Source organism: Arthrobacter sp. AD-310 (assembly GCF_054656615.1).
Genome location: NZ_BAAHNO010000009.1, coordinates 1 through 23675, shown reverse-complemented (window position 1 = coordinate 23675; position 23675 = coordinate 1). Strand labels below are relative to the sequence as shown.

Below are 23675 nucleotides of genomic sequence, written 5' to 3'. Positions count from 1 at the left end.
GCTGCCGGACTTCCAAAAGTCCGGCAGCCGCCGTCGGACGTGTGGGCGATGTCTCAACGGCCTCGTATCCTTCCTGTGGCATATTTGAGGGATGGCAGAATTCAGGCAGTCCACGAAGCTCAACAACGTCCTTTACGACATCCGTGGACCGATCCTGCAGGCAGCCCAGCAGATGGAGGCGGAGGGCCACCGGATCCTCAAGCTGAACATCGGAAACCCGGCGCCGTTCGGATTCGAGGCGCCTGACGCCATCCTGGTGGACATGATCCGTCACCTGCCCCACGCCCAGGGCTACAGCGATTCGCGGGGCATCTTCTCGGCCCGTACGGCTGTCTCGCAGTATTACCAGACCCGCGGCATCCAGAACATCCACGTCGACGACATCTACCTGGGCAACGGGGTCAGCGAACTCATCACAATGTCCCTGATGGCCCTCCTCGATTCGGGGGACGAAGTCCTGATTCCCACCCCGGACTACCCGCTGTGGACGGCGTCCGTGGCGCTGGCAGGCGGACGTCCCGTCCACTACCTGTGCGATGAGGACAGCGGCTGGCAGCCGGACCTTGAGGACATGGAAGCGAAGATCACGCCCCGCACCAAGGGCATTGTCGTGATCAACCCGAACAACCCGACCGGCGCCGTCTATCCCGAGGAAACGCTGAAGCGGATCGTGGCCCTCGCCGAAAAGCACGGCCTTGTGATCTTCGCCGACGAAATCTACGAAAAGATCCTCTACGAGGACGCCGTCCACATCAACCTGGCCAAACTCACTGGGGACGATGTGCTGTGCCTGACGTTCAGCGGCCTGTCGAAGGCATACCGGGTGTGCGGTTACCGGGCCGGGTGGATGGCGATCTCCGGGCCCAAAAAGGACGCCGCGGACTACCTGGAAGGCATCAGCCTGCTCGCGAACATGCGCCTCTGCGCGAACGTTCCGGCGCAGCACGCCATCCAGACGGCCCTGGGCGGGTACCAGAGCATCAATGACCTCATCCTGCCCGGCGGGCGGCTCCTGGAACAGCGCAATAAGGCGTACGACATGCTCAACGCCATCCCCGGGGTGAGCACGCAGCAGGCGCGCGGCGCCCTCTACCTCTTCCCGAAGCTGGATCCGGAGTACTACCACATCCGCGACGACGAAAAGTTTGTCCTGGACCTCCTACGCGAGCAGAAGATCCTGGTGTCGCACGGCCGGGCCTTTAACTGGGTGCGCCCTGACCACTTCCGCATGGTCACTTTGCCCAACGTCAAGGACATCGAAGAAGCCGTGGGCCGGATGGGGGACTTCCTGAGCAGGTACCAGGGGAACTAGCCTGTGCACACGGGCGTGTTGGTCCCGTGGCAGCTCGCGGAAAGGAATCCCCATGGACGGCGTCGTTGGCTTTGACGAGCACCCCTCTGAAATCCTCCAGGCCGGACAGGGCTTCAAGCTGTCGGACCTTGACCCTGACTCCACGCCCGGTTACGGCGGAACCAAGGAGGACGGGCGCCTCCTGCTGGCGGCCATGGACGACGAGCTGGCGGAGCTCCAGGAAAAGCTGTTCGCCGAGTCGCGCTTCGGGGGCACCAAGCGGATCCTCCTGATCCTGCAGGCCATGGACACCGCGGGCAAGGGCGGCATCGTCAAGCACGTTATGGGCGCCATGGATCCCCAGGGCGTCCAGTTCAAGGCCTTTAAAGCGCCAACCGCGGAGGAAAAGTCCTACGACTTTCTCTGGCGGATCGAAAAGGAAGTACCCGCCGCCGGCATGGTCGGCGTTTTTGACCGCTCCCACTACGAGGACGTCCTGATCCACCGGGTGCACGGCTGGGCCACGCCCGAGGAGATCAAAAGGCGGTATGTGGCGATCAACGAGTTCGAGGCGCGGCTGTGGGACTCAGGCACCACCCTGGTCAAAGTGATGTTGCACATCAGCGCGGACGAGCAGAAGAAGCGGCTCCTGGCCCGGCTGGACAACCCTGCCAAGCACTGGAAGTACAGCCGGGGCGACAGGGATGAGCGCGCGTTCTGGGACGACTATATGCGGGCGTTCCAGGCCGCCATCGATGCGACCAACACGCCTGAATCGCCGTGGCACGTCATCCCGGCGAACAAGAAGTGGTACGCCCGGATCGCCGTCCAGCAACTGCTGATGTCCGCATTGAAAGGGCTGCACCTCGAATGGCCCAAAGCGGAATTCGACGTTGACACCGAGCGGGAGCTCGTGGCCCGGTCCTGAATGGCTCCGGTTCGCGGACTGCCAGGGGGCCGGTTTGTCTACAGCGGCTGGTCGCGGGCGGCCGCCAGCCGCTTCCGGGCACCCTCCAGCCACTCCTCGCAGCGTGCCGCGAGGGCCTCACCCCGCTCCCAAAGCGCCAGCGACTCTTCCAGGCTCGCCCCGCCTGCCTCCAGCCGGCCCACCACGGCGATGAGCTGCTCACGGGCCTCCTCATAGCTCAGGTGAGCGGTATCGGATTCTGTCTTTGGTTCACTCATGGTGACCTCCTTGCTGCGGGTTGTCCTGCTCCGGGACGGGGCCGGCTGCCCCGATGGCGGCGGCGCCGGTGGATGTGGCGCCGAAGCGTCCTTCCGCCACGCGGATGGAAAGGGGTGCGCCGGAAGGGGCGTCTGCCGGACGGCGGACCACTGCATGCCCGGCGACGGCGGTTGCCCCGGCCTGCTGCCCAGCGAGTTCGACGACGGCGTAGCCCCGGTCAAGCGTTTTTTGCGGCGACAGGGCACGCACCTGGGCCCGAAGATGATCGAGTTGGTCAGCGGCGCGCACCACGGTCGAATTCACGGCAGCCGAGGATCTCCGCAACAGCCGCTCGATTTCCTCGGAGCGGACTGTAACAAGTCCTTCGGGCGATGCCAGGACCGGCCGGGAATGCAGGGACGCAAGCCGGTCCGACTCCCGGTCCACCAGGCGCTCCATGCAGCGCCTCAACTGTTCGCGCGCCTGCCGGACTCCGGCGAGTTCCTCGGACACCTCGGGCACGATCCGTTTTGCGGCGTCCGTGGGAGTGGAGGCCCTCAGGTCCGCGACATCGTCAAGGAGGGGCCGGTCCGCCTCATGGCCGATGGCACTGACCACGGGCGTGGCGGCCGCCGCGACCGCCCGGACCAGTTCCTCGCTGTTGAACGGGAGCAGGTCTTCGAGCGCGCCGCCGCCACGGGCGATGACAATGACGTCCACAACAGGGTGGGCATCAAGCTCCCGGAGGGCGCGGACGACCTGGGACACCGCGGTGTTGCCCTGGACAGCCACCTCGCGGATTTCGAATTCCACCGCGGGCCAGCGCAGGGCGGCGTTTCGCAGCACGTCCTTCTTTGCATCAGAATCCCGGCCGGTAATCAGGCCGATGCGGTGCGGCAGGAGGGGGAGGGGCTTCTTCCGGGAATCGGCGAAGAGGCCCTCCGCCGAGAGGGCCTGCCGGAGCCTCTCGATCCTGGCCAGGAGGTCGCCGAGGCCCACCGGCCGGATGTCCCGGACCAGCATGTTCAGCCGGCCCGTCTTCATCCAGAACTCCGGTTTCAGCAGGGCCACCACGCGCGACCCGCGTTCAAGGGGCAGGTTCTGTCGCTCCAGCACCTTGGACCAGAGCGACGCGGGCAGCGACACCTCCGCATCAACATCGCGCAGGGTTAGGTAGGCGTTGCTGCCGCGGCGGTTCAGCTCGATGACCTGGCCTTCAACCCAAGCGGAGGGGGTCCTGTCGATGTGCGCCTTGAGCTTCTGCGAGAGCAGCTGCAGCGGCCACGGGTTGTCGGGAGTGGTCTCAGCGGCGGTGGCCGGGAGCGTGGACGGTGCAGTGCCGGATGGTGCAGTGCCAGGCAGTGCAGTGCCGGGGAGGGCGGCCTGTTCAGACATGCAATCGCCCTTGCAGGGCTGGAGTTGCGGGCATGGGGTCCTTTGTCATGGGTACGGCTGCCAGGCAGCGGTCATTAAACCTTATCCATAAGCTCTAGCACGCGGGACTGACAGAATCCGGCCGCGATCGTTGCCTAGGATGGATTTACCGCCGCCAACCTGAAGGATCTGCTGTGCGCACTTTTGTTTCCGCCGTCGCCACTGTGCTGGGTGTCCTGCTGGCCGCCGTGGCAGTTCCGGCCATCTGGCTGGACCGCAACATCGTCCAGGAGGACGGCTTCGTCAGCCTGGCGGCGCCCCTGGGGAAGAACGCCGAGTTCCAGCAACAGCTTGCCGCCGCAGCCGTCGGAACCATCGATACCAGCGCGGTCCCCGGGTTTCTGGCCGACCTGGTCCAGCCGGTCCTGGAGGATGCCGCAACCTCCCTGACGGGGCTGCCGGGCTACCCGGCGGCCTGGGAAGAGACGCTGCGCAAGAGCCACCGGCTTAGTTTCCCGCAGGCCGGCGACGAGCCGGCAGCCACCGGTTCCACGTCGTCGCTGACCCTTGACGTTGCCCCGCTGGTGGCGCTGGGCGCCGAAGAGATTTCCCGGGCGACCCGGCTCCCGCTTGACCCGCCGGGCGAGACCCTCATCAATGTGGGACAGCCGGAACAGCGGGAATGGACAGAGCGGCTGGCGACTTACGCGCCCCTCGGGTACATCCTTGCTGCCGGAGCCGTCGTCGCATTCCTCCTGGCCCTGGTGTCGGCGCACCGTCGCTGGACCGTCCTTGTGGGTGCCGGTGCTGGCGGGCTGCTGCTTGCGGCCCTATGGGCAGCGGGTGCGCAGCTGGGGGCAGGGGCGGCATTGGCCATCGATACCGGCAACGAAGTTGCGAACATGTTCAGGAACGAGTTCGTCGCTGCTGCCAACGCCGACTTCACGGGGTGGACGGTAACCGCCGCGATCACCGGCGGACTGGTGCTGCTCCTGGGCGTTGTGGCGGGGATCGCATCGCGGAAGCGGCGGCAGCCAAGCCGGTAGCATGGAGGGATGACCTCCTCCGCTGTCTCTCTTTCGATGCCCACCGTCCCCCGTAGGCGCCGCTCACCTGAGGAAGTAGCAGCTGCGGCACCCGTGGCGGGCACCAAGAAGGTCCTGCTGGCCGCTCCCCGGGGATACTGCGCCGGAGTGGACCGGGCCGTCATTGCCGTCGAGAAGGCGCTGGAACACTACGGTCCGCCGGTGTACGTGCGCAAGCAGATCGTCCACAACGTGCACGTCGTCAGCTCCCTGGAGGAAAAGGGCGCCATCTTCGTTGACGAAACCGATGAGGTCCCGGAAGGCGCCCTGGTCATCTTCTCTGCGCACGGCGTCTCTCCTGCAGTGGTCAACTCTGCCGAAGAACGCGGCCTGCGCACCATTGATGCCACGTGCCCGCTGGTGACCAAGGTGCACAAGGAAGCGGTCCGTTTCGCCAAGGACGATTTCGACATCCTGTTGATCGGCCACGACGGCCACGAGGAAGTGGAAGGCACTTCCGGCGAAGCTCCCGAGCACATCCAGATCATCAACGGCCCCCACGAAGTGGACAAGGTCACCGTCCGCGATCCGGACAAGGTCATCTGGCTCTCCCAGACCACCCTCAGCGTTGACGAAACAATGGAAACGGTGCGGCTGCTGAAGGAACGCTTCCCCACGCTGCAGGACCCGCCCAGCGACGACATCTGCTACGCAACCACCAACCGGCAGGTGGCAATCAAGAAGATCGCGCCGCAGGCCGACCTGGTTATCGTGGTGGGTTCCGCGAACTCCTCGAACTCGGTCCGGTTAGTGGAGGTCGCGCTGGAATACGGTGCCAAAGCCTCCTACCGGGTGGATTTCGCCAACGAGGTTGACGAGGCCTGGTTCGAAGGCGTTGCCACTGTCGGCGTCACATCCGGTGCCTCTGTGCCCGAGGTCCTGGTTCAGGACGTGCTGCGGCTGCTGGCCGACTACGGTTACGGCACCGTGGAGGAAGTGGTGACCGCGGAAGAGGACCTGCTCTTCTCGCTGCCCAAGGAACTCCGCGCCACCCTCAAGCAGGCAGGCGACGTCAGCCGGGCCCTGGGCGGCCGCAGGCCCCGCAGCTGACAAGCAGCGGCTGAGCAAGCAACAGAAAAGGGTGTGGGCCCGGCGGCTGCCGGGCCCGCACCCTTTTTGCGTGCCAGGCCTCCTAGGCGGCTTCCTCGTCGCCTTGCAACTCGGGAGCTGCCAGTGAGCGGGGCGTCACCTCAACCACAGGCGGAGTCAGCAAACCGGCGTCCTCCATGCTGTTGAGCTTCCGGGCGGTGGGCAGGACCCTGGCCTCGAGCGTGCCCACCAGCGAGTTGTACCGGTCCACGGACGTCTTGAGCGACGACCCCAGCTTGCCCACGTTCTCGCCCAAGGTCCCCATCCGGTCATAAAGCTGCCGGGCGAGGTCGAAGAGTTCACGGGCGCTGTCTGTAAGGACATCCTGCCGCCAAGTGAAGGCCACGGACTTCAACACGGCCAGCAGTGTTCCCGGGGAAGCCAGGACCACGTTGCGGGACAGGGCATGGTCCAGGAGTCCGGCGTCCGCCTCCAGGGCCGCCGCGAGGATGGACTCGGCCGGAATGAAGCAGACCACCAGCTCGGGCGAATTGCCGGGGATATCCCAGTACCTTTTGCCGCCCAGTGCATCCACGTGCGCCCGAAGGGCTTTGGCGTGTGCTGCGAGCAGCGCCTGCTGCATCCTCCGGTCAGCCTCGGAGGCAGGTCCTGCTGCACTGGAAGCCTGGGTGCCTGCGGCCTGGCCGGCCCGGACGCCTGCGCCGAGCTCCTGCGCTTCAAGGTAGGAGGACAGGGGGACCTTGGCGTCCACCACCAGCTGCTTGTCGCCGGGCAGCTGGACAACAAGGTCCGGCCGGACGGCCTTATCACCGCCGGCGCTGTGGACCTGCTCCACGAAGTCCACGTGCCGCAGCATCCCGGCGGCTTCCACGACACGGCGAAGCTGGACCTCGCCCCACTGTCCGCGGGCGCTGTTGGACCGGAGGGCGGACTCGAGGGCATGCGTAGACCGGATCAGCTGCTCGTCGGAGAGCCTGGCTTCCTGCAGCTGCTGCGCGAGCTGGCCGTACTGCTCCACCCGGTCGCGCTCTAGCAAGGCCACCTGCTGCTGCACCGCGGTCAGTTTTTCCGCAACCGGGGCCAACGCCCGCAGCACGCTGCCGTCATGCGTCCGTGCCTCGCCCAGCTCCCGGTTCTGTGCCGCCAAAAGCCGCCGCTCGGCGTCGGCCGCGGCGAACTGCGCGGTGACCTCGGACAGCCGGGACGAAACGGCGTCGAAATCGGCTTCCAGGGCCTGCGAGTTCTTTCGCAGCCGGGAATAGGTGAAGGCGGCGCCGGCGAGGGCACCCAGCAGCAGCATGAATAAGGCCAGAATCAACGCGAAAACATCCATGCCCTCACTGTTGCACGGGGCCCCGACAATCCCGGGCAGTGACATCCGGCGGTACGGGCGGGGGCCGCCCGGCAGGTAGAATCAATGCTCGTGGCTCTTACTATTGGCATCGTCGGACTGCCCAACGTCGGCAAATCAACACTCTTTAACGCGCTCACCCGCAACCAGGTCCTGGCCGCGAACTATCCGTTCGCCACCATCGAACCGAACGTCGGCGTCGTGAACCTGCCCGACCCCCGGCTCCAGAAACTCGCCGGGATCTTCAACTCCCAGCGCGTGCTCCCGGCGGCCGTCTCCTTCGTTGACATCGCCGGCATCGTCAAGGGCGCCTCCGAGGGTGAAGGCCTGGGCAACCAGTTCCTCGCCAACATCCGTGAGGCTGAGGCCATCGCTGAGGTGGTCCGCGTGTTCGACGACCCCGACGTCGTGCACGTCGACGGCAAGGTGGACCCCCGCTCCGACATGGAGACCATCAACACCGAGCTCATCCTCGCCGACCTGCAGACCATCGAGAAGGCCATTCCCCGGATCGAAAAAGAGGTCAAGATCAAGAAGCGGGAGGCCGCCGAGCTGACCGCCATCAAGGCAGCCCAGGCAGTGCTGGAGCGCGGCGACACCATCTACTCCTCGATCAAGAGCGACAAGCTGGAGATGGAGCACCTCAAGGAGCTCGGCTTGCTCACGGCAAAGCCGTTCATCTACGTCTTCAACGCGGACGAAGCAATCTTGGGCAGCCCCGAAAAGCAGGAAGAACTGCGTGCCCTCGTGGCCCCGGCGGACTGCATCTTCCTGGACGCCAAGCTCGAAGCCGACCTCGTGGAGCTGGACGAGGAAGAAGCCCGCGAGATGCTGGAAATGAACGGTCAGGAAGAGTCCGGGCTGGACCAGCTGGCCCGGGTCGGCTTCCACACCCTGGGACTGCAGACCTACCTGACGGCAGGGCCGAAGGAAGCACGGGCCTGGACCATCAAGCAGGGTGATACCGCACCGCAGGCGGCCGGCGTCATCCACTCCGACTTCCAGCGCGGCTTCATCAAGGCCGAAGTGGTGTCTTTCGAGGATCTGATGGACGCCGGGTCGATGGCCGAGGCCAAGTCACGCGGCAAGGTCCGGATCGAAGGCAAGGAATACGTCATGGCCGACGGCGACGTGGTGGAGTTCCGCTTCAACGTTTAGCGGCGGTCCGGCGCCCCGGCGGGGGAACGCCGTATTCTTGCTATGAAGGGCGTGAACCTGGCGGCTCCAGGTCCCCCTCCCGGGGAAAACACAAGGAGGCGGCATGCCGGTTGGGCGCCTGGCGCGTTACATCACTGCAGCAGTGGTGGCTGCGCTCATCCTTGCAGGCTGCTCCGGCGGCGGCACTGCGCCGGTGATCGTGGGGGAGGCAAAACGCGGGGGCGCTGCCACCGTCGCCGAGGTCAACGCTTTCTCCTCCTTCAACCCATACAGCGCCGACGGCAACACCGACATCAACTCCAAGATCGGCTACATCACCCACTCCGGGTTCTACTACCTGGACGACAAAGCCGCGGTGGTCCGCAACGACAGGTTCGGCCGCTTCGAGAAGGTCTCCGATGACCCGCTGAAGGTCAGGTACACCGTCAACGAAGGCGTCAAGTGGTCCGACGGCGAGGCTGTCGACGCCGGCGACCTCCTCCTCAGCTGGGCGGCCGGCTCAGGCTACTTCGACGACGCCGACCCCGCCGCCGGGACGGGCACCAGGTACTTCGCCGCGGCCTCGGACACCAGCGGCCTGGCGGGGACCCTCTTTCCCGAGCTGGGCGACGACGGCCGCTCCATCACGCTGGAATACACCACACCCTACGCCGACTGGGAAGTGGCCTTCGACGTCGGCCTCCCCGCGCACGTCGTGGCGGCCAAAAGCGGGTTGAACGATGAGGAAGACCTGGTGGAGCTGCTGCGGGACTCAAGCCGGGGCAACCCCGGGGAACCTGCCGTCAATACAGGGTTGAAGGCGGTCAGTGACTTCTGGAACTCCGGCTTCGACACGAAGGCCCTGCCGGACGACCCCGCACTGTACCTGTCCAGCGGCCCCTACATCGTGGTGGACATCGTCCCGGAAGTCTCCATGAGGCTCGTCCGGAACCGGGACTACGTCTGGGGTTCCGAACCCTGGCTGGACGAAATCAACATCCGCTTCACCGGGTCCTTGACCACCGCGGCGGACGCGCTGCGGAACGGACAGACAGACATTATCTCGCCCCAGCCCTCAACCGGCACCGACGACCTCCTCGCCGGGCTCGCGGGGCAGGGCATCACGGTTGAACGGTACAACCAGTCCGGCTACGACCACCTGGACCTCAATTTCTCCGGGCCCTTTGCTGACCGCGACGTCCGTGAGGCCTTCCTGAAGACAGTTCCGCGCCAGGACATTGTGGACGCAGTGGTGGGAGACTTGCTGCCGGACGCCAAACCTCTCGACTCGCACGTCTTCCTTCCGGCCCAGCCGAGATACGCCGACACGGCGAAAAACAACGGCTCGTCCGAATATGCAGAGGTGGATATCGACGCCGCCAGGGACCTCCTCGACGGCGCCACCCCAACTATCCGGATCCTCTACAACCGGGACAACCCAAACCGGGCCAGGGCCTTTGCCTTGATCCGGGACTCCGCAGCCCTTGCGGGGTTCCAGGTCGTGGACGGCGGGCAGGGCAGCGCGGACTGGGCCAAGTCCCTGGGCGGGTCCGGGTACGACGCCGCGCTGCTCGGCTGGATCGGTACGAGTGCTGGTGTCAGCAGGGTTCCACAAATCTTCCGCACCGGGGCGGGCAGCAACTTCAACGGCTTCTCCGACCCCGATGCCGACAAAGCCATGGAGCAGCTCGCCCGGACGACCGATATCGGCAAGCAGGACGAAATCCTTGCCGGCATCGACAAGGAGATTTGGGAGAACGCCTACGGGATGCCGCTGTACCAGACCGTCGGTACCACCGTTGTTGGCCCGCGCATCACGGGCGTGAAATCAAGCTCCGGCCCTTTGGGCGTCTGGTGGAACGTGTGGGACTGGCGCCTGGCCTGAGCAGCTGATGCCTCCTCAATGCCTTCGAAAATCGGGCGCCGGGACCCACCCGGCGCCCGATTCGCCGTTAAGCCTACTGGCGAGTAGCATGTGACGTGCACAACTTCCGCGGACCGGACAACGCATCGGAGCGCCCCGGTCACGGTTTGGCAACGGAGTACCAGTATTTGGACTCCATGCGGTTAGGCTAATCGTCATATGTAGGCTGCGTCACAGTTCCGGACTGTGGCTGGCCTGCGGGAAAGCACAAGATTTCCCTTCTCTCTCCCACAACTCATAGGAGGCGGAATGCGTTTCACACGCACTTCCAAAGCACTGGGCGTCGTGGCAATCGCCGCACTTGCCCTGACCGGGTGCGGCGCTGGAGGCGGCACCACCGAGGGGGCCAGCGAATCAGCCGGCGATCCGAACAAGGTCATTACCGCCTACAGCAACGAACCACAGAACCCGCTGCTGCCGGCCAATACCAACGAAGTGTATGGCGGCCGCGTGGTCGAGCTCCTCTTCGAAGGCCTGCGGACCTACGACGCCGACGGCAAGCCCGTTGACGCCCTGGCGGAGTCCATCGAATCCACGGACGCCCAGAACTGGACCATCAAGGTCAAGCAGGGCCAGAAGTTCACCAACGGCGAGGAAATCACCGCCAAGACGTTCGTTGATTCCTGGAACTTCGCCGCAAACTCGAAGAACCTGCAGAACAACGGCTTCTTCTTCGAGTCCATCGCCGGATACGAGGAAGTCTCCGCTGTAACCGAAGAAAAGTCGGCTGACGGCAAGACCACCACCACCCCGGCGCCGACCGCCGAAACCATGTCCGGCCTGGCAGCAACCGACGACTCCACCATTACGGTGAAGCTCGCCCAGCCTGAAGCCGACTGGTCGCTTCGCCTTGGCTACTCCGCCTTCTTCCCTCTTCCTTCTGCGGCCCTTGCTGACCCGAAGGCTTTCGGTGAGAACCCTGTGGGCAACGGTCCCTACAAGATGGAGAAGGAAGGCGCCTGGGTCCACGACCAGTCCATTTCGCTCGTCAAGAACGAGGACTACAGCGGTCCCCGCGAGGCCAAGAACGGCGGTGTCACCTTCAAGTTCTACACGGACCCGCAGCCGGCCTATACGGACCTGCAGTCGGACAACCTGGATATCACCGACGTGCTCCCGTCCAATGCGTTGAAGACCTACGTCACCGACTTCCAGGACCGGAACGCCACCAAGCCCGTGGCAACCAACTCCACGCTGAACATCCCGCCGTACAACCCCAACTTCCAGGGTGAAGCCGGCAAGCTCCGGCGCCAGGCCCTTTCCTACGCCATCAACCGCGAGGAAATCGCCAAGGTTGTCTTCAACGGCACCCGCACCCCTGCCAAGGCATACGTTCCCCCGGTCATCGACGGCTTCAAGGAAGGCCTGAAGGGCAGCGAAGTCCTCAAGTTCGACGCCGCCAAGGCAAAGGACCTGTGGGCGCAGGCCGAGAAGATCCAGCCGTACGACGACTCCAAGCCGCTCCAGATCGCCTCCAACACGGATGGCGGCAACAAGGAATGGATCGACGCCGTTGCCAATGGCTTCAAGAACAACCTCGGCATCCAGGCTGAAATCCAGCCCTTCGCCAAGTTCGCTGAAGTCCTGAACCTGCGCAAGTCCCAGTCCCTCCCGGGCCTGACCCGCGCCGGATGGCAGGGCGACTACCCGTCCCTGTACAACTTCCTCGGACCCGTCTGGGCAACCAACGCATCATCCAACTACGAGAAGTACTCGAACCCTGAGTTCGACAAGCTCCTCAAGGAGGGCCTCGCGGCAAAGACAACCGAGGAAGCCAACGAGAAGTTCAACGCGGCACAGGAGATTCTCTTCGAGGACCTTCCGGGCCTGCCGCTCTGGGACCAGGCACGACCCATCGTGTGGAGCAACAACGTTGTGAAGGCCGAGACCGGCTGGAACGGCGGCATCCGCTACTTCGATATCACGGCTAAGTAGTCCCAGAACTCACTTGCCACCAGGCGCATGGGGGTCCGGTCACGGCCGGGCCCCCATTCGCTTGCACGGCAGGAAGGCACTCATGAACCTGTTTTCTTCCATGCTGGAAGGCCGGTGATCCTGTGGTCCGCTTCATCCTGCGCCGACTCCTCCAGGTCATCCCCGTCTTCCTTGGCACCACACTCCTGGTGTACTACATGGTGTTCGCCCTACCGGGTGACCCGATCGCGGCGCTCTTCGGCGACCGCCAGCCCCCGCAGGCCGTCATCGACACCCTGCGGAGCCAGTACCATCTCGACGAACCATTCTGGGTCCAGTACGGACTTTTCCTGAAAAACCTCTTCACCTTCAACCTGGGCAACGACTTCACCGGCCAGCCCATCGCAGCGAGCCTGGCCCGGGTGTTTCCGGTAACCGCCATGCTGGCGATCGAAGCCCTCGCCATCCAGGCCATTTTCGGTGTTGCCTTCGGCGTGTTTGCAGGCCTGCGCCGCGGCGGCTGGTTCGACTCCACCGTCCTGGTGGCCTCGCTCGTAGTCATCGCCGTTCCCACGTTCGTCCTCGGCTTCGTTTTCCAGCTCGTCTTCGGCGTGCAACTCGGCTGGGCAAAACCCACAGTCGGCGCCAACGCCGACTGGGGCACACTCCTGCTGCCCGCAGTGGTACTGGGCCTGGTGTCCTTCGCATACGTCCTGCGCCTGACCCGGGCGTCGGTCAGCGAAAACATGAACGCGGACTACGTCCGGACAGCCACCGCCAAGGGACTCTCCCGGCCCCGGGTAGTGCTGGCCCACATCCTGCGCAACTCGCTGATCCCCGTTGTGACCTACCTGGGCGCCAACCTCGGCTCCCTCATGGGTGGAGCAATTGTCACCGAGGGCATTTTCAACGTTCCCGGCGTCGGCAACAAGCTTTACCAGGCAGTGCTCCGCAGTGAAGGACCCACCATCGTTTCCATCGTCAGTGTGCTGGTGCTGGTGTTCGTGGTGGCAAACCTGCTTGTCGACCTCCTGTACGCCTGGCTTGACCCGAGGATCCGCTATGACCAGTAACAACCACTTCGTTGCCCCCATCGACGAGACGCCGCTGCAGGCGACGGACGCGGTCAAAACCGACCAGGCACCGCTCAGCCTCTGGGCAGACGCCTGGCGCAAGCTCCGCCGTCGTCCGCTGTTCATCATTTCGTCGCTGCTGATCCTCGCCTTGATCGTTGTGGCGCTGTTTCCCGGGCTGTTCACCTCGACACCGCCGAATGAAGGCTGTGAGCTGGCGAACTCCGAGGGCGGTCCTGCCCCCGGGCACCCGTTTGGCTTCACCTTCCAGGGCTGCGACATCTACTCTCGCGTCATTCACGGGACGCAGGCATCGCTGTCCGTGGGCATCCTCTCGGTCCTTTGCGTGTTGGTGATCGGCGTGACGATCGGGGCCCTGGCGGGATACTACGGCGGCTGGCTTGATTCGGTCCTTGCCCGCTTGGGTGACATCTTCTTCGCGCTGCCACTGATCCTCGGCGCGCTGGTCATCACCCAGCTTCCGCTCTTCCGCGAAAACAAGAGCGTGTGGACCGTCGTGTTTGTGATCTCGCTCCTGGCCTGGCCGCAGATGGCCCGCATCACGCGCGGCGCCGTCATTGAGGTGCGGAATGCGGACTTCGTCACCGCGGCCCAGGCGCTGGGCGTCTCCAGGTTCGGGGCGCTGCTGCGACACGTGCTGCCGAACGCTCTTGCTCCGATCATCGTGCTGGCGACCCTTGAACTCGGCGTTTTCATCGTGGCCGAGGCCACCCTGTCCTTCCTCGGTATCGGGCTGCCGCAAAGCATCATGTCCTGGGGCAACGACATCGCCGGGGCGCAGGCTTCGATCCGCACCAAACCGGAGATCATGCTGTACCCGGCAGCGGCACTGTCCATCACCGTCTTGAGCTTCATCATGCTCGGCGATGCAGTCCGTGACGCCCTCGACCCCAAGAGCCGTCAGCGATGAGAGACCAGAAGATGACAACTCCAGACGTCCGCATCCAGGAAGCCGGCACCACAGGCATAAAGCCGTTGCTCGAAATCCGCGACCTCGCCATCACCTTCAAGACCAGCGGCGGGGAGGTGCAGGCGGTCCGCGACGCCCACCTGACCATCATGCCCGGTGAAACCGTGGCCATCGTGGGGGAGTCCGGCTCCGGCAAGTCGACCACCGCCCTGGCGGCGATCGGCCTCCTCCCCAACAATGGCAGGGTCTCGGGCGGGCAGATCCTGCTCGACGGCGAGGACATCGCCCACGCCAGTGAGCAGCGCATGATCGAACTGCGTGGCAACACCATCGGCATGGTCCCGCAGGATCCCATGTCCAACCTCAACCCGGTGTGGAAGATCGGCTACCAGGTCCGGGAAACCCTGCGGGCGAACGGGCGTCCCAGCGGGCCGGAAGACATCGCCAAGGTACTGTCCGAGGCCGGCCTGCCGGACGCCGGCCGCCGTGCAAACCAGTATCCGCACGAGTTCTCGGGCGGCATGCGGCAGCGTGCCCTGATTGCCATCGGCCTGTCCTGCCAGCCGCGCCTGCTCATCGCGGACGAACCGACGTCGGCCCTGGACGTGACTGTCCAGCGGCAGATCCTGGACCATCTGGACACCATGACCACGGACCTCGGCACGTCGGTGCTGCTCATCACCCACGACCTGGGGCTGGCAGCAGAGCGGGCGGACAAAGTCGTGGTGATGTACCAGGGCCGGGTGGTGGAGGCCGGCCCGTCGCTGGAACTGCTGCGGAACCCGCAGCACCCTTACACCAAGCGGCTCGTCGAGTCCGCGCCCTCGCTGGCCAGCCGCCGCATCCAGGTGGCCAAGGAACAGGGCGTGGAAACGTCGGACCTGCTCGCGCCCGCCGCCGAGACCGCTGCGAAGGACAACGTCCTGCAGATCCGGGATCTGCGGAAGGTGTACAAGCTCCGGCAGGGCCTTGGCCGGGCAACGGATTTCGCCGCAGTGGACGGTGTCAGCTTCGATGTCCAGCGGGGGACCACGACGGCGATTGTGGGCGAGTCGGGATCCGGCAAGTCCACCGTGGCCAAGATGGTCCTGCAGTTGGAAAAGCCCACGGCGGGCCGGATCGTGTTCGACGGCGTTGATACCTCGCAGCTCAAGCCGGGGGCACTGTTCAAGTTCCGCCGCCGGGTGCAGCCGATTTTCCAGGACCCCTATGGTTCCCTCGACCCGATGTACAACATCTTCCGTACCATCGAGGAGCCTTTGCGGGTTCACAAGATCGGTGACCGCGCCAGCAGGGAGAAAAAGGTCAGGGAACTGCTGGACCAGGTGGCGCTGCCCCAGTCAGCCATGCAGCGGTACCCGAATGAGCTCTCAGGCGGGCAGCGCCAGCGCGTGGCCATCGCCCGCGCCCTGGCGCTGGACCCCGAGGTCATCATCTGTGACGAAGCGGTGTCAGCACTGGACGTGCTGGTGCAGGCGCAGGTCCTGAACCTGCTGGCGGACCTGCAGGCAAACCTCGGGCTGACCTACCTCTTCATCACCCACGACCTCGCCGTAGTCCGCCAAATTGCGGACCACGTCTGCGTTATGGAGAAGGGGCAACTGGTGGAGACCGGTTCCACGGATGACGTCTTCGAATCGCCCCAAAAGGAATACACCAAGGCGCTGCTCAACGCTATCCCCGGCGCCAAGCTGATGCTGCCGCCAGAGGTGGCATAGCCGCATCCGACAGAACGGCTGGAATCCGTGCCCGCGGGCACGGACTCCAGCCGTTCTGCGGTCTTATGCCCTAATCCCCGGTTGTGGTGCCCGCCCCGGCGGCCAGCACAGGCGATGTGTCCGGAACAGTGTTGCGGTCCAGGCCAAGGGCCCTCAGCTGCTGATCCAGCAGGCGCCCCAGGGACTGGCGGCCGGAGGCGTTCATGTGCACCGCGTCGGCGAGGTCCTTTGCCAGCCCGTAGCGGGTCAACCAGTCGCCCACCGATATGAAGGGCAGGCTGTGCCGGGCAGCAACCGTGCCGAGCAGTGCGTCGACTTCGGTGCGCCGCCCCCCGCCGTCGTTCTTACTGCGGGCGAGCGTGCCGATCATGGCGAGCCGGGTACCCGGATAGCGGGACTGCAGCTCGGCGATCAGCGTCTCCGCATTGGCGACGATCTGCCTGTCGCTTGCCCCCGTGGCGGCATCGTTGCCGCCGCCCTGGATGACGATCAGGGCCGGTGTTCCCGACGGTAGTAGCCAGTCGCCGTCCTGCAGGGCGTCGACGTAGTTGCCGGTCTGCCCGTTGGCGGCCACGAACCCGGTGCCGCCCCGCCCGCAGAAGTAGACCTTGTAGCCTGCTGCGGCGAGGCCCAGCCGCGGCCAGCCGTCCGCGGGTTCCGACTGCGAGTCGCCAATCAGAAGGACGCTCCGGCTGATGTCCGGGACCACGGCCTCAAGCCTTCCGCTGGCAGGGTTTCGGACCTGCGCACCGGCAGCCACTGCAGCGGCAGCGGCCCCGCCCCCGGCAGTAACGGGTGCGGCAGCGGGTGCCGCACCGGCGGTGCTGGGCGGGGAAACCGGCAGGTTGCAGCCGGAGAGTGCCAGGACGCCTGACAACGCAAGGACGGCCAGTCCGGAGGTGCCAGGGCGACGGGTGGCCGAGGCTTGCTTCATTGGCTGTCTCCGGGCTTGTTCAGTGCGTCGTGCGGTGGGTCAGAGCAATCATGTGGCATGCCTCGACGAAAGGCCAGTGATTTTGATCACTTATTTTGCCGGTGGCGCGATCCCCCGTGCACAGGAGGGGCGGATGGCGGCCGGATATTTAGGCCAATAAATGCCACTGCCGGTAGAATAGGGGAAGGCGCCCTGTGCAAAGGGCCGGATCTGTCGTGCGTTCCGGTTGGAAATGTCGCGATACAACAGCTGACTCCACTGAATCGAGCCATTACGCATGTCTGAAACCACCACCAACACAGCGGTAGCCACTGCATCGCGCAGTGACCTGCGCAACGTCGCGATTGTGGCCCACGTTGACCACGGCAAGACCACGCTGGTCGACGCCATGCTCAAGCAGACCAACTCCTTCGCCTCGCACGGGGAGGTTGAAGACCGCGTCATGGACTCCGGTGACCTGGAGCGCGAAAAGGGCATCACCATCCTGGCCAAGAACACCACGGTGGCTTACAACGGTCCGTCCTCCAACGGCGAAACCATCACCATCAACGTGATCGACACCCCCGGCCACGCCGACTTCGGTGGCGAGGTGGAGCGCGGCCTGTCCATGGTGGACGGCGTTGTGCTCCTGGTCGACTCCTCCGAAGGCCCGCTGCCCCAGACCCGCTTCGTGCTGCGCAAGGCCCTCGCCGCGCACCTGCCGGTCATCCTCCTGGTCAACAAGACCGACCGTCCTGACGCCCGCATCGACGAAGTCGTGCACGAGTCCATGGACCTGCTCCTGGGCCTGGCGTCGGACCTGGCCGACGACGTCCCCGACCTTGACCTGGACAAGGTCCTTGAGGTTCCGGTCGTCTACGCCGCCGCCAAGGTGGGGCGCGCGTCCCTGGAGCAGCCGGCCAACGGCTCCGCCCCGGACAACGAAGACCTCGAGCCGCTGTTCAAGACCATCATCGAGCACATCCCTGCTCCCACCTACAACCCGGAAGGTGTCCTGCAGGCGCACGTCACCAACCTGGACGCCTCCCCGTTCCTGGGCCGCCTCGCCCTGCTCCGCATCTACAACGGCACCCTCCGCAAGGGCCAGCAGGTTGCCTGGGCGCGCCAGAACGGCGAACTGAAGACCGTCAAGATCACCGAACTCCTCGCCACCAAGGCGCTGGAGCGCGTGCCCGCCGAATCCGCAGGCCCGGGTGAGATCGTCGCCGTCGCCGGTATCGAAGACATCACCATCGGTGAGACCCTGACCGACGTCGAAAACCCGCAGCCGCTGCCGCTGATCACCGTGGACGATCCCGCCATCTCCATGACCATCGGTATCAACACTTCGCCGCTTGCCGGCAAGGTCAAGGGCGCCAAGGTCACCGCGCGCCAGGTGAAGGACCGCCTGGACAAGGAACTGATCGGTAACGTCTCCATCAAGGTGCTCCCCACCGAGCGTCCGGATGCCTGGGAAGTCCAGGGCCGTGGCGAGCTCGCCCTCGCCATCCTGGTCGAGCAGATGCGCCGCGAAGGCTTCGAGCTCACCGTCGGCAAGCCCCAGGTGGTCACCAAGACCATCGATGGCAAGATCCACGAGCCGATGGAACACATGACCATCGACGTCCCCGAAGAATACCTGGGCGCCGTTACCCAGCTCATGGCCGCCCGCAAGGGACGCATGACCAACATGGCCAACCACGGCACCGGCTGGGTTCGCATGGAGTTCATCGTTCCTGCCCGTGGCCTGATCGGCTTCCGCACCAAGTTCCTCACCGAAACCCGTGGTGCCGGCATCGCCGCGTCCATCTCCGAGGGCTACGAGCCGTGGGCCGGCGCCATCGAGTACCGCACCAACGGCTCGATGGTTGCCGACCGTGCCGGCGTTGTCACCCCGTTCGCCATGATCAACCTGCAGGAGCGCGGTTCGTTCTTCGTCAAGCCCACCGCCGAGGTTTACGAGGGCATGATCGTGGGCGAGAACTCCCGCGCCGACGACATGGACGTGAACATCACGAAGGAAAAGAAGCTCACCAACATGCGTGCCGCTTCCTCCGACAGCTTCGAGAACCTGACTCCGCCGCGCGAGCTCACCCTCGAAGAGTCGCTGGAGTTCGCCCGCGATGACGAATGCGTCGAGGTGACCCCCGAGGCCATCCGCATCCGCAAGGTGATCCTCGACACCAACGAGCGTGCCAAGGCTGCCCGCGCCCGCGCCAAGGCGTAACAACGCGAAATCCCTAACGAATGCCGCCGGCACCACGCCGGCGGCATTCGTGGTTAACGGGCGGCCTGTGCCGGGCAGCGCAGTGAGGCCGCAGTTCGTTGTTCAGGGACCGTCCCTGCGCAGTGAGCGGCTGCCTCGGTGCGCATGGCACTTTTCCACATAGTCACTCCCGCCCGCCGGTCCGGCCTCAGGAACAGGGCAGTATGCATCCCATGCACACTGCTACGTCAGTCCTCACGGCCGTGGGGGGAGTTTCGGACACCAGCGCCCTTAAGAGGGCCGGGGTTACCCGCCGCGACCTGGAAAGCCGGGTCCTCGACGGCTCCGTCCTGAGGGTGACCCGGGGTGTCTATGCCTTGCCGGACGCGGATCCCATGGTGGTCCACGCTGCCCGCCACCACGCGGTTCCTGGTTGTGTAACTGCCGCGCTGGCCGCTGGGCTGTGGGTGGTCCGGGTCCCGGATATGCCACATCTCGCCGCGCGGCACGGGAAGCATATCCCGGGCTGTGTGGTTCACCGCAGTGCCATCCCCCTGTCGCCCCTGGATGTCGTCTGCCAATCACTCCGTTGCCTGCCGCCGCTTGAGGGGCTGAGCATCGCTGAGTCCGCCGTCAAGGCGGGGCTGGTCCAGCTTCCGGCCCTGCGGGAACGGTTCCCGGCCTGTGCGGGAGAAGGCGATTCTCGGCCTGGTTGCGAAAATCCGGCCCCAGTCCGGTTCCATCATCGAGACGATGGCCCGCTATCTGCTGGAAGAGGCCGGGCTGACGGTTGAGATGCAAGTGAAAATCCCGGGGATGGGCCATCTTGACCTGCTGGTTGATGGCCTGCTGGGCATTGAGACGGACGGATATGCAAGCCACAGCAGCCGGGAAGCCTACCGGGAAGACAGGCGGCGGTGGAATGTCACGGTCGTTCAAGGTGTTCCAACCCTCCGTGTGACATTCGAGATGCTGTTCCGGGAGCCCGGGGGCTTCGTCCGGATGGTGCATCAGGCCCTGGCCACGTACCGCCGTGCGCTGTGAAGGGCGGGCACATTGCGCCCGGGCAGTCCCGGCGCGGTGAGGCCGGTCCTAGGCGCGCGGGGAGCGCCGCGGGGGCGCCGGGGGGACTTCCTTGGCAGCCACCACGCGGTCAAGGCCAATGACGACGTCGGCCTGCCGGGTGCGGACAGTGCAGGAACCGGCGTCGCAGGAGACCAGGAGGCCCAGGGCGTCGGTGAGGCCGTCGTCGATCCGGTACCGCACCACCACCCGGGTTCCGGCAGCGGCGGAGGCAAGAAATCCGGCGGGCGTGGGGGAGGGCTGACTCACCACTTCATACTAGGCGTCCGGCTAGGTTCGCGGGAAAGGGCTGGGAGATAATAGGCTCAGATGTCAATAGTCCGGCCACAGCTGCCGGATGCAAGAACCGGCGGGTCGCCGGGACCAACGTGGAGAGGCCAGGGACGTGACGTACGTAATCGCGCAGCCGTGTGTAGATGTCAAAGACAAGGCATGTATCGAAGAATGCCCCGTCGACTGCATCTATGAGGGTGAGCGTTCGCTGTACATCCATCCGGACGAATGCGTCGACTGCGGCGCCTGCGAGCCCGTTTGCCCGGTCGAGGCTATTTACTACGAGGATGACACTCCGGACGAGTGGGCCGACTACTACAAGGCCAACGTGGAGTTCTTTGACGACCTCGGCTCGCCCGGCGGCGCCGCCAAGATCGGCAACACCGGCAAGGACCACCCGATGATCGCCGCGCTGCCTCCGCAGAACCAAGACCACTGACCCTCGGAAAAAGGTGACCGCAGCAGTGAATTCGTTCGGCCTTGACCTGCCCGATTACCCGTGGGAGGCCATGGCGCCGTACCTCGCGAAGGCTTCGGAGCACCCTGACGGTGCCGTCAACCTCTCTATCGGAACCCCGGTGGACCCCACGCCGGCGCTCATCCAGGAGGCCCTGAAGGCCGCTGCGGACGCTCCGGGCTACCCGACCGTCCACGGCACTCCGGCCCTTCGCGAGGCCATCGCAGCCTGGTTTGAACGCCGCAGGGGAGTATCCGGTCTGGACCCGCGCAACATCATGCCTACCGTGGGTTCCAAGGAGCTTGTTGCGTGGCTGCCGCTGCTGCTGGGCCTGAAGCCGGGTGACGTCGTCGTGCGCCCCAAGGTCGCCTACCCGACGTACGATATCGGCGCGACGCTGGCCGGCGCCACGTCCGTCGCCACGGACAACCTGGACGAGCTCGACGACGTCACGCGGTCACGCGTTCGGCTCATCTGGGTCAATTCCCCGGGTAACCCCACGGGCAGCGTCCGTGACGCCGACTCCCTGAAAGCGCTGGTCGCCCACGCCCGGGAACTCGGGGCCGTGGTGGCCTCGGACGAGTGCTACGCGGAACTCGGCTGGGGGGCCTGGGACGTGCAGCGCGGCGGCCAGGCGGTTCCCAGCATCCTTGACCCGAGGGTTGCAGGCGGATCCCACCAGGGCCTGCTGGCCGTTTACTCCCTGAGCAAGCAGTCCAACCTGGCCGGATACCGTGCCGCCTTCGTGGCCGGCGATCCGGACCTGATGCCCAACCTGATCAACAGCCGCAAACACGCCGGCATGATTGTGCCCTACCCTGTCCAGGAAGCCGTGCGGGTAGCGCTGGGCGACGACACGCACGTGGAGGCCCAGAAGGACCTGTACCGCGGACGCCGGGAACGGCTGGTACCTGCTCTGCAAAACTTCGGCCTCGAGATCAAGGATTCCGACGCCGGCCTGTACCTGTGGAGCACTGCGGGCGAGGACACGTGGACCACGGTTGGCCGGCTCGCGGAGCTCGGGATCGTGGTGGGCCCGGGCGTCTTTTACGGTGATGCCGGCAACGGCTACGTCCGCGTGGCCCTGACCGGCACGGATGAGCGGATAGACGCCGCTGTCGCCCGGCTCAGCTGACCCCGGGCGGCAGTGAGGCGCGTAACATTGCTGTGACTCGCGCCACATCAGGGGCATTTTAGGGGATATCGGACCGTCGCGGATTAGTGGCACCCGGCAAAGGGGCGGTACTTTTTAAGTGATCAATGGTGGCTTTCTACAAGAAGGCAGCCCGGGTGTTGGAACCTGTGTCCTCAGGGTCAGTGCGCGGCTCACCTGATATTGGATCAAGCTTTCGACAGAGGCCCAGAAGCCTCATGAAGGGGACTCCATGACTGAGACCAACAACGCTGCGACCCTGCTCCACGCAGGTGGCGAGCTCAAGCTCCCGCGCATCCCGGTTATTGAAGGAAACGAAGGTTATGACGTTTCCAAGCTGCTGAAGCAGACGGGTGCAGTCACCTTTGACCCCGGCTTCATGAACACCGCGGCAACCACGTCCGCCATCACCTACATCGATGGCGATGCGGGCATCCTGCGCTACCGTGGGTACCCCATCGAGCAGCTGGCGCAGCACTCCAGCTTCCTCGAGGTGTCCTACCTGCTGATCTACGGCAACCTGCCCACGCCCACGGAGCTGGATGAGTTCGACCAGAAGATCCGGCGCCACACCCTGCTGCACGAGGAGCTGAAGGGCTTCTTCGGCGGCTTCCCCCGTGACGCGCACCCGATGCCCGTCCTGTCCTCGGCCGTGTCCGCACTGTCGACGTTCTACCAGGATTCGCTGGACCCGTTCAACGCCGAACAGGTGGAAGTCTCCACCATCCGCCTGATGGCCAAGCTCCCGGTCATCGCCGCGTACGCGCACAAGAAGTCGATCGGCCAGCCGATGCTGTACCCGGACAACTCCATGAACCTGGTGGAGAACTTCCTGCGCCTTAGCTTCGGCCTGCCCGCCGAGCAGTACGAACTGGACCCGGTCATTGTGAAGGCCCTGGACCTGCTCCTCATCCTGCACGCCGACCACGAGCAGAACTGCTCCACCTCCACCGTGCGCCTGGTGGGCTCCTCCAACGCCAACCTCTTCGCTTCCGTTTCTGCCGGCATCAACGCGCTGTTCGGCCCCGCGCATGGCGGCGCCAACGAAGCCGTTCTGAAGATGCTGCGCCAGATCCAGGCCGAGGGCCTCAAGCCCGAGGACTACATGGAGAAGGTCAAGAACAAGGAAGACGGCGTCCGCCTCATGGGCTTCGGGCACCGCGTCTACAAGAACTACGACCCGCGTGCCAAGATCGTCAAGGCCACGGCCCACGAGATCCTTACCAAGCTCGGCGGCAACGACGAACTGCTCGACATCGCCCTGCGCCTGGAAGAGAAGGCGCTGAACGATGACTACTTCATCCAGCGCAAGCTCTACCCGAACGTGGACTTCTACACCGGCCTGATCTACAAGGCCATGGGCTTCCCCGAAAAGATGTTCACCGTGCTGTTCGCTATCGGACGGCTCCCCGGCTGGATCGCCCAGTGGCGCGAAATGATCAGCGACCCGAACACCAAGATCGGCCGCCCGCGCCAGCTCTACATCGGAGAGCCGGAGCGCGACTACCCGGTCCGCTAGCAGCAACCAGTACGACGGCGGGGGGGGGGGGGTGGGGGGGGGGGGGGGGGGGGGGGGG

General features: G+C 65.2%; 20 protein-coding genes. 15 read left to right on the top strand and 5 right to left on the bottom strand.

Annotated elements, in window-relative coordinates; translation table 11 throughout:
* The first annotated feature begins 91 nt into the window (after nucleotides 1–91).
* Nucleotides 92–1312, top strand: a complete 1221-nt coding sequence (locus ACYQ1Z_RS05860; protein ID WP_459791566.1) for a pyridoxal phosphate-dependent aminotransferase — start codon at nucleotides 92–94, stop codon at nucleotides 1310–1312.
* Between the two features lie 52 nt (nucleotides 1313–1364).
* Nucleotides 1365–2219: a polyphosphate kinase 2 family protein gene (locus ACYQ1Z_RS05855; protein ID WP_459791565.1), complete on the top strand. Its 855-nt coding sequence runs from the start codon at nucleotides 1365–1367 to the stop codon at nucleotides 2217–2219.
* Nucleotides 2220–2257: 38 nt separating this feature from the next.
* On the opposite strand, the gene ACYQ1Z_RS05850 is transcribed toward ACYQ1Z_RS05855, so the two are convergent.
* Entirely contained in the window at nucleotides 2258–2476 is a 219-nt protein-coding gene (locus ACYQ1Z_RS05850) for an exodeoxyribonuclease VII small subunit (protein ID WP_459791564.1), read from the bottom strand.
* Nucleotides 2469–3851 (bottom strand): exodeoxyribonuclease VII large subunit, encoded by a 1383-nt coding sequence (xseA, locus tag ACYQ1Z_RS05845; RefSeq protein WP_459791563.1) that lies wholly within the window; start codon nucleotides 3849–3851, stop codon nucleotides 2469–2471. The genes ACYQ1Z_RS05850 and xseA overlap by 8 nt, the downstream gene beginning before the upstream one ends.
* Nucleotides 3852–4024: 173 nt before the next feature.
* On the opposite strand from xseA, the gene ACYQ1Z_RS05840 reads away from it, so the two are divergent.
* Both ACYQ1Z_RS05840 and ACYQ1Z_RS05835 read left to right on the top strand, forming a co-directional pair.
* The gene (locus tag ACYQ1Z_RS05840) at nucleotides 4025–4876 is read left to right on the top strand and encodes a hypothetical protein (protein ID WP_459791562.1); all 852 of its coding nucleotides are present in this window, start codon (nucleotides 4025–4027) and stop codon (nucleotides 4874–4876) included.
* A gap of 9 nt (nucleotides 4877–4885) precedes the next feature.
* Nucleotides 4886–5965, top strand: a complete 1080-nt coding sequence (locus ACYQ1Z_RS05835) for a 4-hydroxy-3-methylbut-2-enyl diphosphate reductase (RefSeq protein ID WP_459791561.1) — start codon at nucleotides 4886–4888, stop codon at nucleotides 5963–5965.
* Nucleotides 5966–6047: 82 nt separating this feature from the next.
* Here ACYQ1Z_RS05835 and ACYQ1Z_RS05830 read toward each other — a convergent pair whose 3' ends face one another.
* Entirely contained in the window at nucleotides 6048–7298 is a 1251-nt protein-coding gene (locus ACYQ1Z_RS05830; RefSeq protein ID WP_459791560.1) for a DNA recombination protein RmuC, read from the bottom strand.
* A gap of 90 nt (nucleotides 7299–7388) precedes the next feature.
* Between ACYQ1Z_RS05830 and ychF the strand changes: the two genes are divergently transcribed.
* The 6 genes from ychF (at nucleotide 7389) to ACYQ1Z_RS05800 (ending at nucleotide 16013) form a co-directional block, all read left to right on the top strand.
* Nucleotides 7389–8474 (top strand): redox-regulated ATPase YchF, encoded by a 1086-nt coding sequence (gene ychF, locus ACYQ1Z_RS05825; RefSeq protein ID WP_459791559.1) that lies wholly within the window; start codon nucleotides 7389–7391, stop codon nucleotides 8472–8474.
* 103 nt (nucleotides 8475–8577) lie between these two features.
* Nucleotides 8578–10338: an ABC transporter family substrate-binding protein gene (locus tag ACYQ1Z_RS05820; RefSeq protein ID WP_459791558.1), complete on the top strand. Its 1761-nt coding sequence runs from the start codon at nucleotides 8578–8580 to the stop codon at nucleotides 10336–10338.
* A 288-nt stretch (nucleotides 10339–10626) separates the two neighbouring features.
* Nucleotides 10627–12312, top strand: a complete 1686-nt coding sequence (locus tag ACYQ1Z_RS05815) for a peptide ABC transporter substrate-binding protein (RefSeq protein WP_459791557.1) — start codon at nucleotides 10627–10629, stop codon at nucleotides 12310–12312.
* Nucleotides 12313–12434: 122 nt separating this feature from the next.
* Nucleotides 12435–13364 (top strand): ABC transporter permease, encoded by a 930-nt coding sequence (locus ACYQ1Z_RS05810; protein ID WP_459791556.1) that lies wholly within the window; start codon nucleotides 12435–12437, stop codon nucleotides 13362–13364.
* On the top strand, nucleotides 13354–14295 hold the full coding sequence (locus ACYQ1Z_RS05805) for an ABC transporter permease (RefSeq protein ID WP_459791555.1): 942 nt from the start codon (nucleotides 13354–13356) through the stop codon (nucleotides 14293–14295). Before ACYQ1Z_RS05810 ends, ACYQ1Z_RS05805 begins: the two co-directional genes overlap by 11 nt.
* A gap of 11 nt (nucleotides 14296–14306) precedes the next feature.
* Complete coding sequence (locus ACYQ1Z_RS05800) at nucleotides 14307–16013, top strand: dipeptide ABC transporter ATP-binding protein (RefSeq protein WP_459791554.1); 1707 nt, start codon at nucleotides 14307–14309, stop codon at nucleotides 16011–16013.
* A 70-nt stretch (nucleotides 16014–16083) separates the two neighbouring features.
* Here ACYQ1Z_RS05800 and ACYQ1Z_RS05795 read toward each other — a convergent pair whose 3' ends face one another.
* Complete coding sequence (locus ACYQ1Z_RS05795) at nucleotides 16084–16947, bottom strand: SGNH/GDSL hydrolase family protein (RefSeq protein ID WP_459791553.1); 864 nt, start codon at nucleotides 16945–16947, stop codon at nucleotides 16084–16086.
* Between the two features lie 277 nt (nucleotides 16948–17224).
* Here ACYQ1Z_RS05795 and typA point away from each other — a divergent pair, with 277 nt between their 5' ends.
* Nucleotides 17225–19153: a translational GTPase TypA gene (gene typA / locus ACYQ1Z_RS05790; protein WP_459791552.1), complete on the top strand. Its 1929-nt coding sequence runs from the start codon at nucleotides 17225–17227 to the stop codon at nucleotides 19151–19153.
* 663 nt (nucleotides 19154–19816) lie between these two features.
* On the top strand, nucleotides 19817–20176 hold the full coding sequence (locus ACYQ1Z_RS05785; RefSeq protein WP_459791551.1) for a hypothetical protein: 360 nt from the start codon (nucleotides 19817–19819) through the stop codon (nucleotides 20174–20176).
* 48 nt (nucleotides 20177–20224) lie between these two features.
* On the opposite strand, the gene ACYQ1Z_RS05780 is transcribed toward ACYQ1Z_RS05785, so the two are convergent.
* A complete protein-coding gene (locus tag ACYQ1Z_RS05780; protein ID WP_459791550.1) occupies nucleotides 20225–20464 on the bottom strand; it encodes a putative acetyltransferase in 240 nt (79 codons plus the stop codon).
* Between the two features lie 136 nt (nucleotides 20465–20600).
* Here ACYQ1Z_RS05780 and fdxA point away from each other — a divergent pair, with 136 nt between their 5' ends.
* From fdxA to ACYQ1Z_RS05765, 3 genes are all read left to right on the top strand, one after another.
* Nucleotides 20601–20927 carry a ferredoxin gene (gene fdxA, locus ACYQ1Z_RS05775; protein WP_009356972.1) on the top strand — a complete coding sequence of 109 codons (327 nt, stop codon included), beginning with the start codon at nucleotides 20601–20603 and terminating at the stop codon, nucleotides 20925–20927.
* 13 nt (nucleotides 20928–20940) lie between these two features.
* Nucleotides 20941–22080: a succinyldiaminopimelate transaminase gene (gene dapC / locus ACYQ1Z_RS05770; protein WP_459791549.1), complete on the top strand. Its 1140-nt coding sequence runs from the start codon at nucleotides 20941–20943 to the stop codon at nucleotides 22078–22080.
* A gap of 250 nt (nucleotides 22081–22330) precedes the next feature.
* Entirely contained in the window at nucleotides 22331–23617 is a 1287-nt protein-coding gene (locus ACYQ1Z_RS05765; protein WP_459791548.1) for a citrate synthase, read from the top strand.
* Nucleotides 23618–23675: the final 58 nt, after the last annotated feature.

Bases quoted from the DNA above. Each gene is read 5' to 3' on its own strand.
- ACYQ1Z_RS05860 (WP_459791566.1), top strand. From the start codon at position 92: ATGGCAGAATTCAGGCAGTCCACGAAGCTCAACAACGTCCTTTACGAC.
- ACYQ1Z_RS05855 (WP_459791565.1), top strand. From the start codon at position 1,365: ATGGACGGCGTCGTTGGCTTTGACGAGCACCCCTCTGAAATCCTCCAG.
- ACYQ1Z_RS05850 (WP_459791564.1), bottom strand. From the start codon at position 2,476: ATGAGTGAACCAAAGACAGAATCCGATACCGCTCACCTGAGCTATGAG.
- xseA (WP_459791563.1), bottom strand. From the start codon at position 3,851: ATGTCTGAACAGGCCGCCCTCCCCGGCACTGCACTGCCTGGCACTGCA.
- ACYQ1Z_RS05835 (WP_459791561.1), top strand. From the start codon at position 4,886: ATGACCTCCTCCGCTGTCTCTCTTTCGATGCCCACCGTCCCCCGTAGG.
- ACYQ1Z_RS05830 (WP_459791560.1), bottom strand. From the start codon at position 7,298: ATGGATGTTTTCGCGTTGATTCTGGCCTTATTCATGCTGCTGCTGGGT.
- ACYQ1Z_RS05820 (WP_459791558.1), top strand. From the start codon at position 8,578: ATGCCGGTTGGGCGCCTGGCGCGTTACATCACTGCAGCAGTGGTGGCT.
- ACYQ1Z_RS05815 (WP_459791557.1), top strand. From the start codon at position 10,627: ATGCGTTTCACACGCACTTCCAAAGCACTGGGCGTCGTGGCAATCGCC.
- ACYQ1Z_RS05805 (WP_459791555.1), top strand. From the start codon at position 13,354: ATGACCAGTAACAACCACTTCGTTGCCCCCATCGACGAGACGCCGCTG.
- ACYQ1Z_RS05800 (WP_459791554.1), top strand. From the start codon at position 14,307: ATGACAACTCCAGACGTCCGCATCCAGGAAGCCGGCACCACAGGCATA.
- ACYQ1Z_RS05795 (WP_459791553.1), bottom strand. From the start codon at position 16,947: ATGAAGCAAGCCTCGGCCACCCGTCGCCCTGGCACCTCCGGACTGGCC.
- typA (WP_459791552.1), top strand. From the start codon at position 17,225: ATGTCTGAAACCACCACCAACACAGCGGTAGCCACTGCATCGCGCAGT.
- ACYQ1Z_RS05765 (WP_459791548.1), top strand. From the start codon at position 22,331: ATGACTGAGACCAACAACGCTGCGACCCTGCTCCACGCAGGTGGCGAG.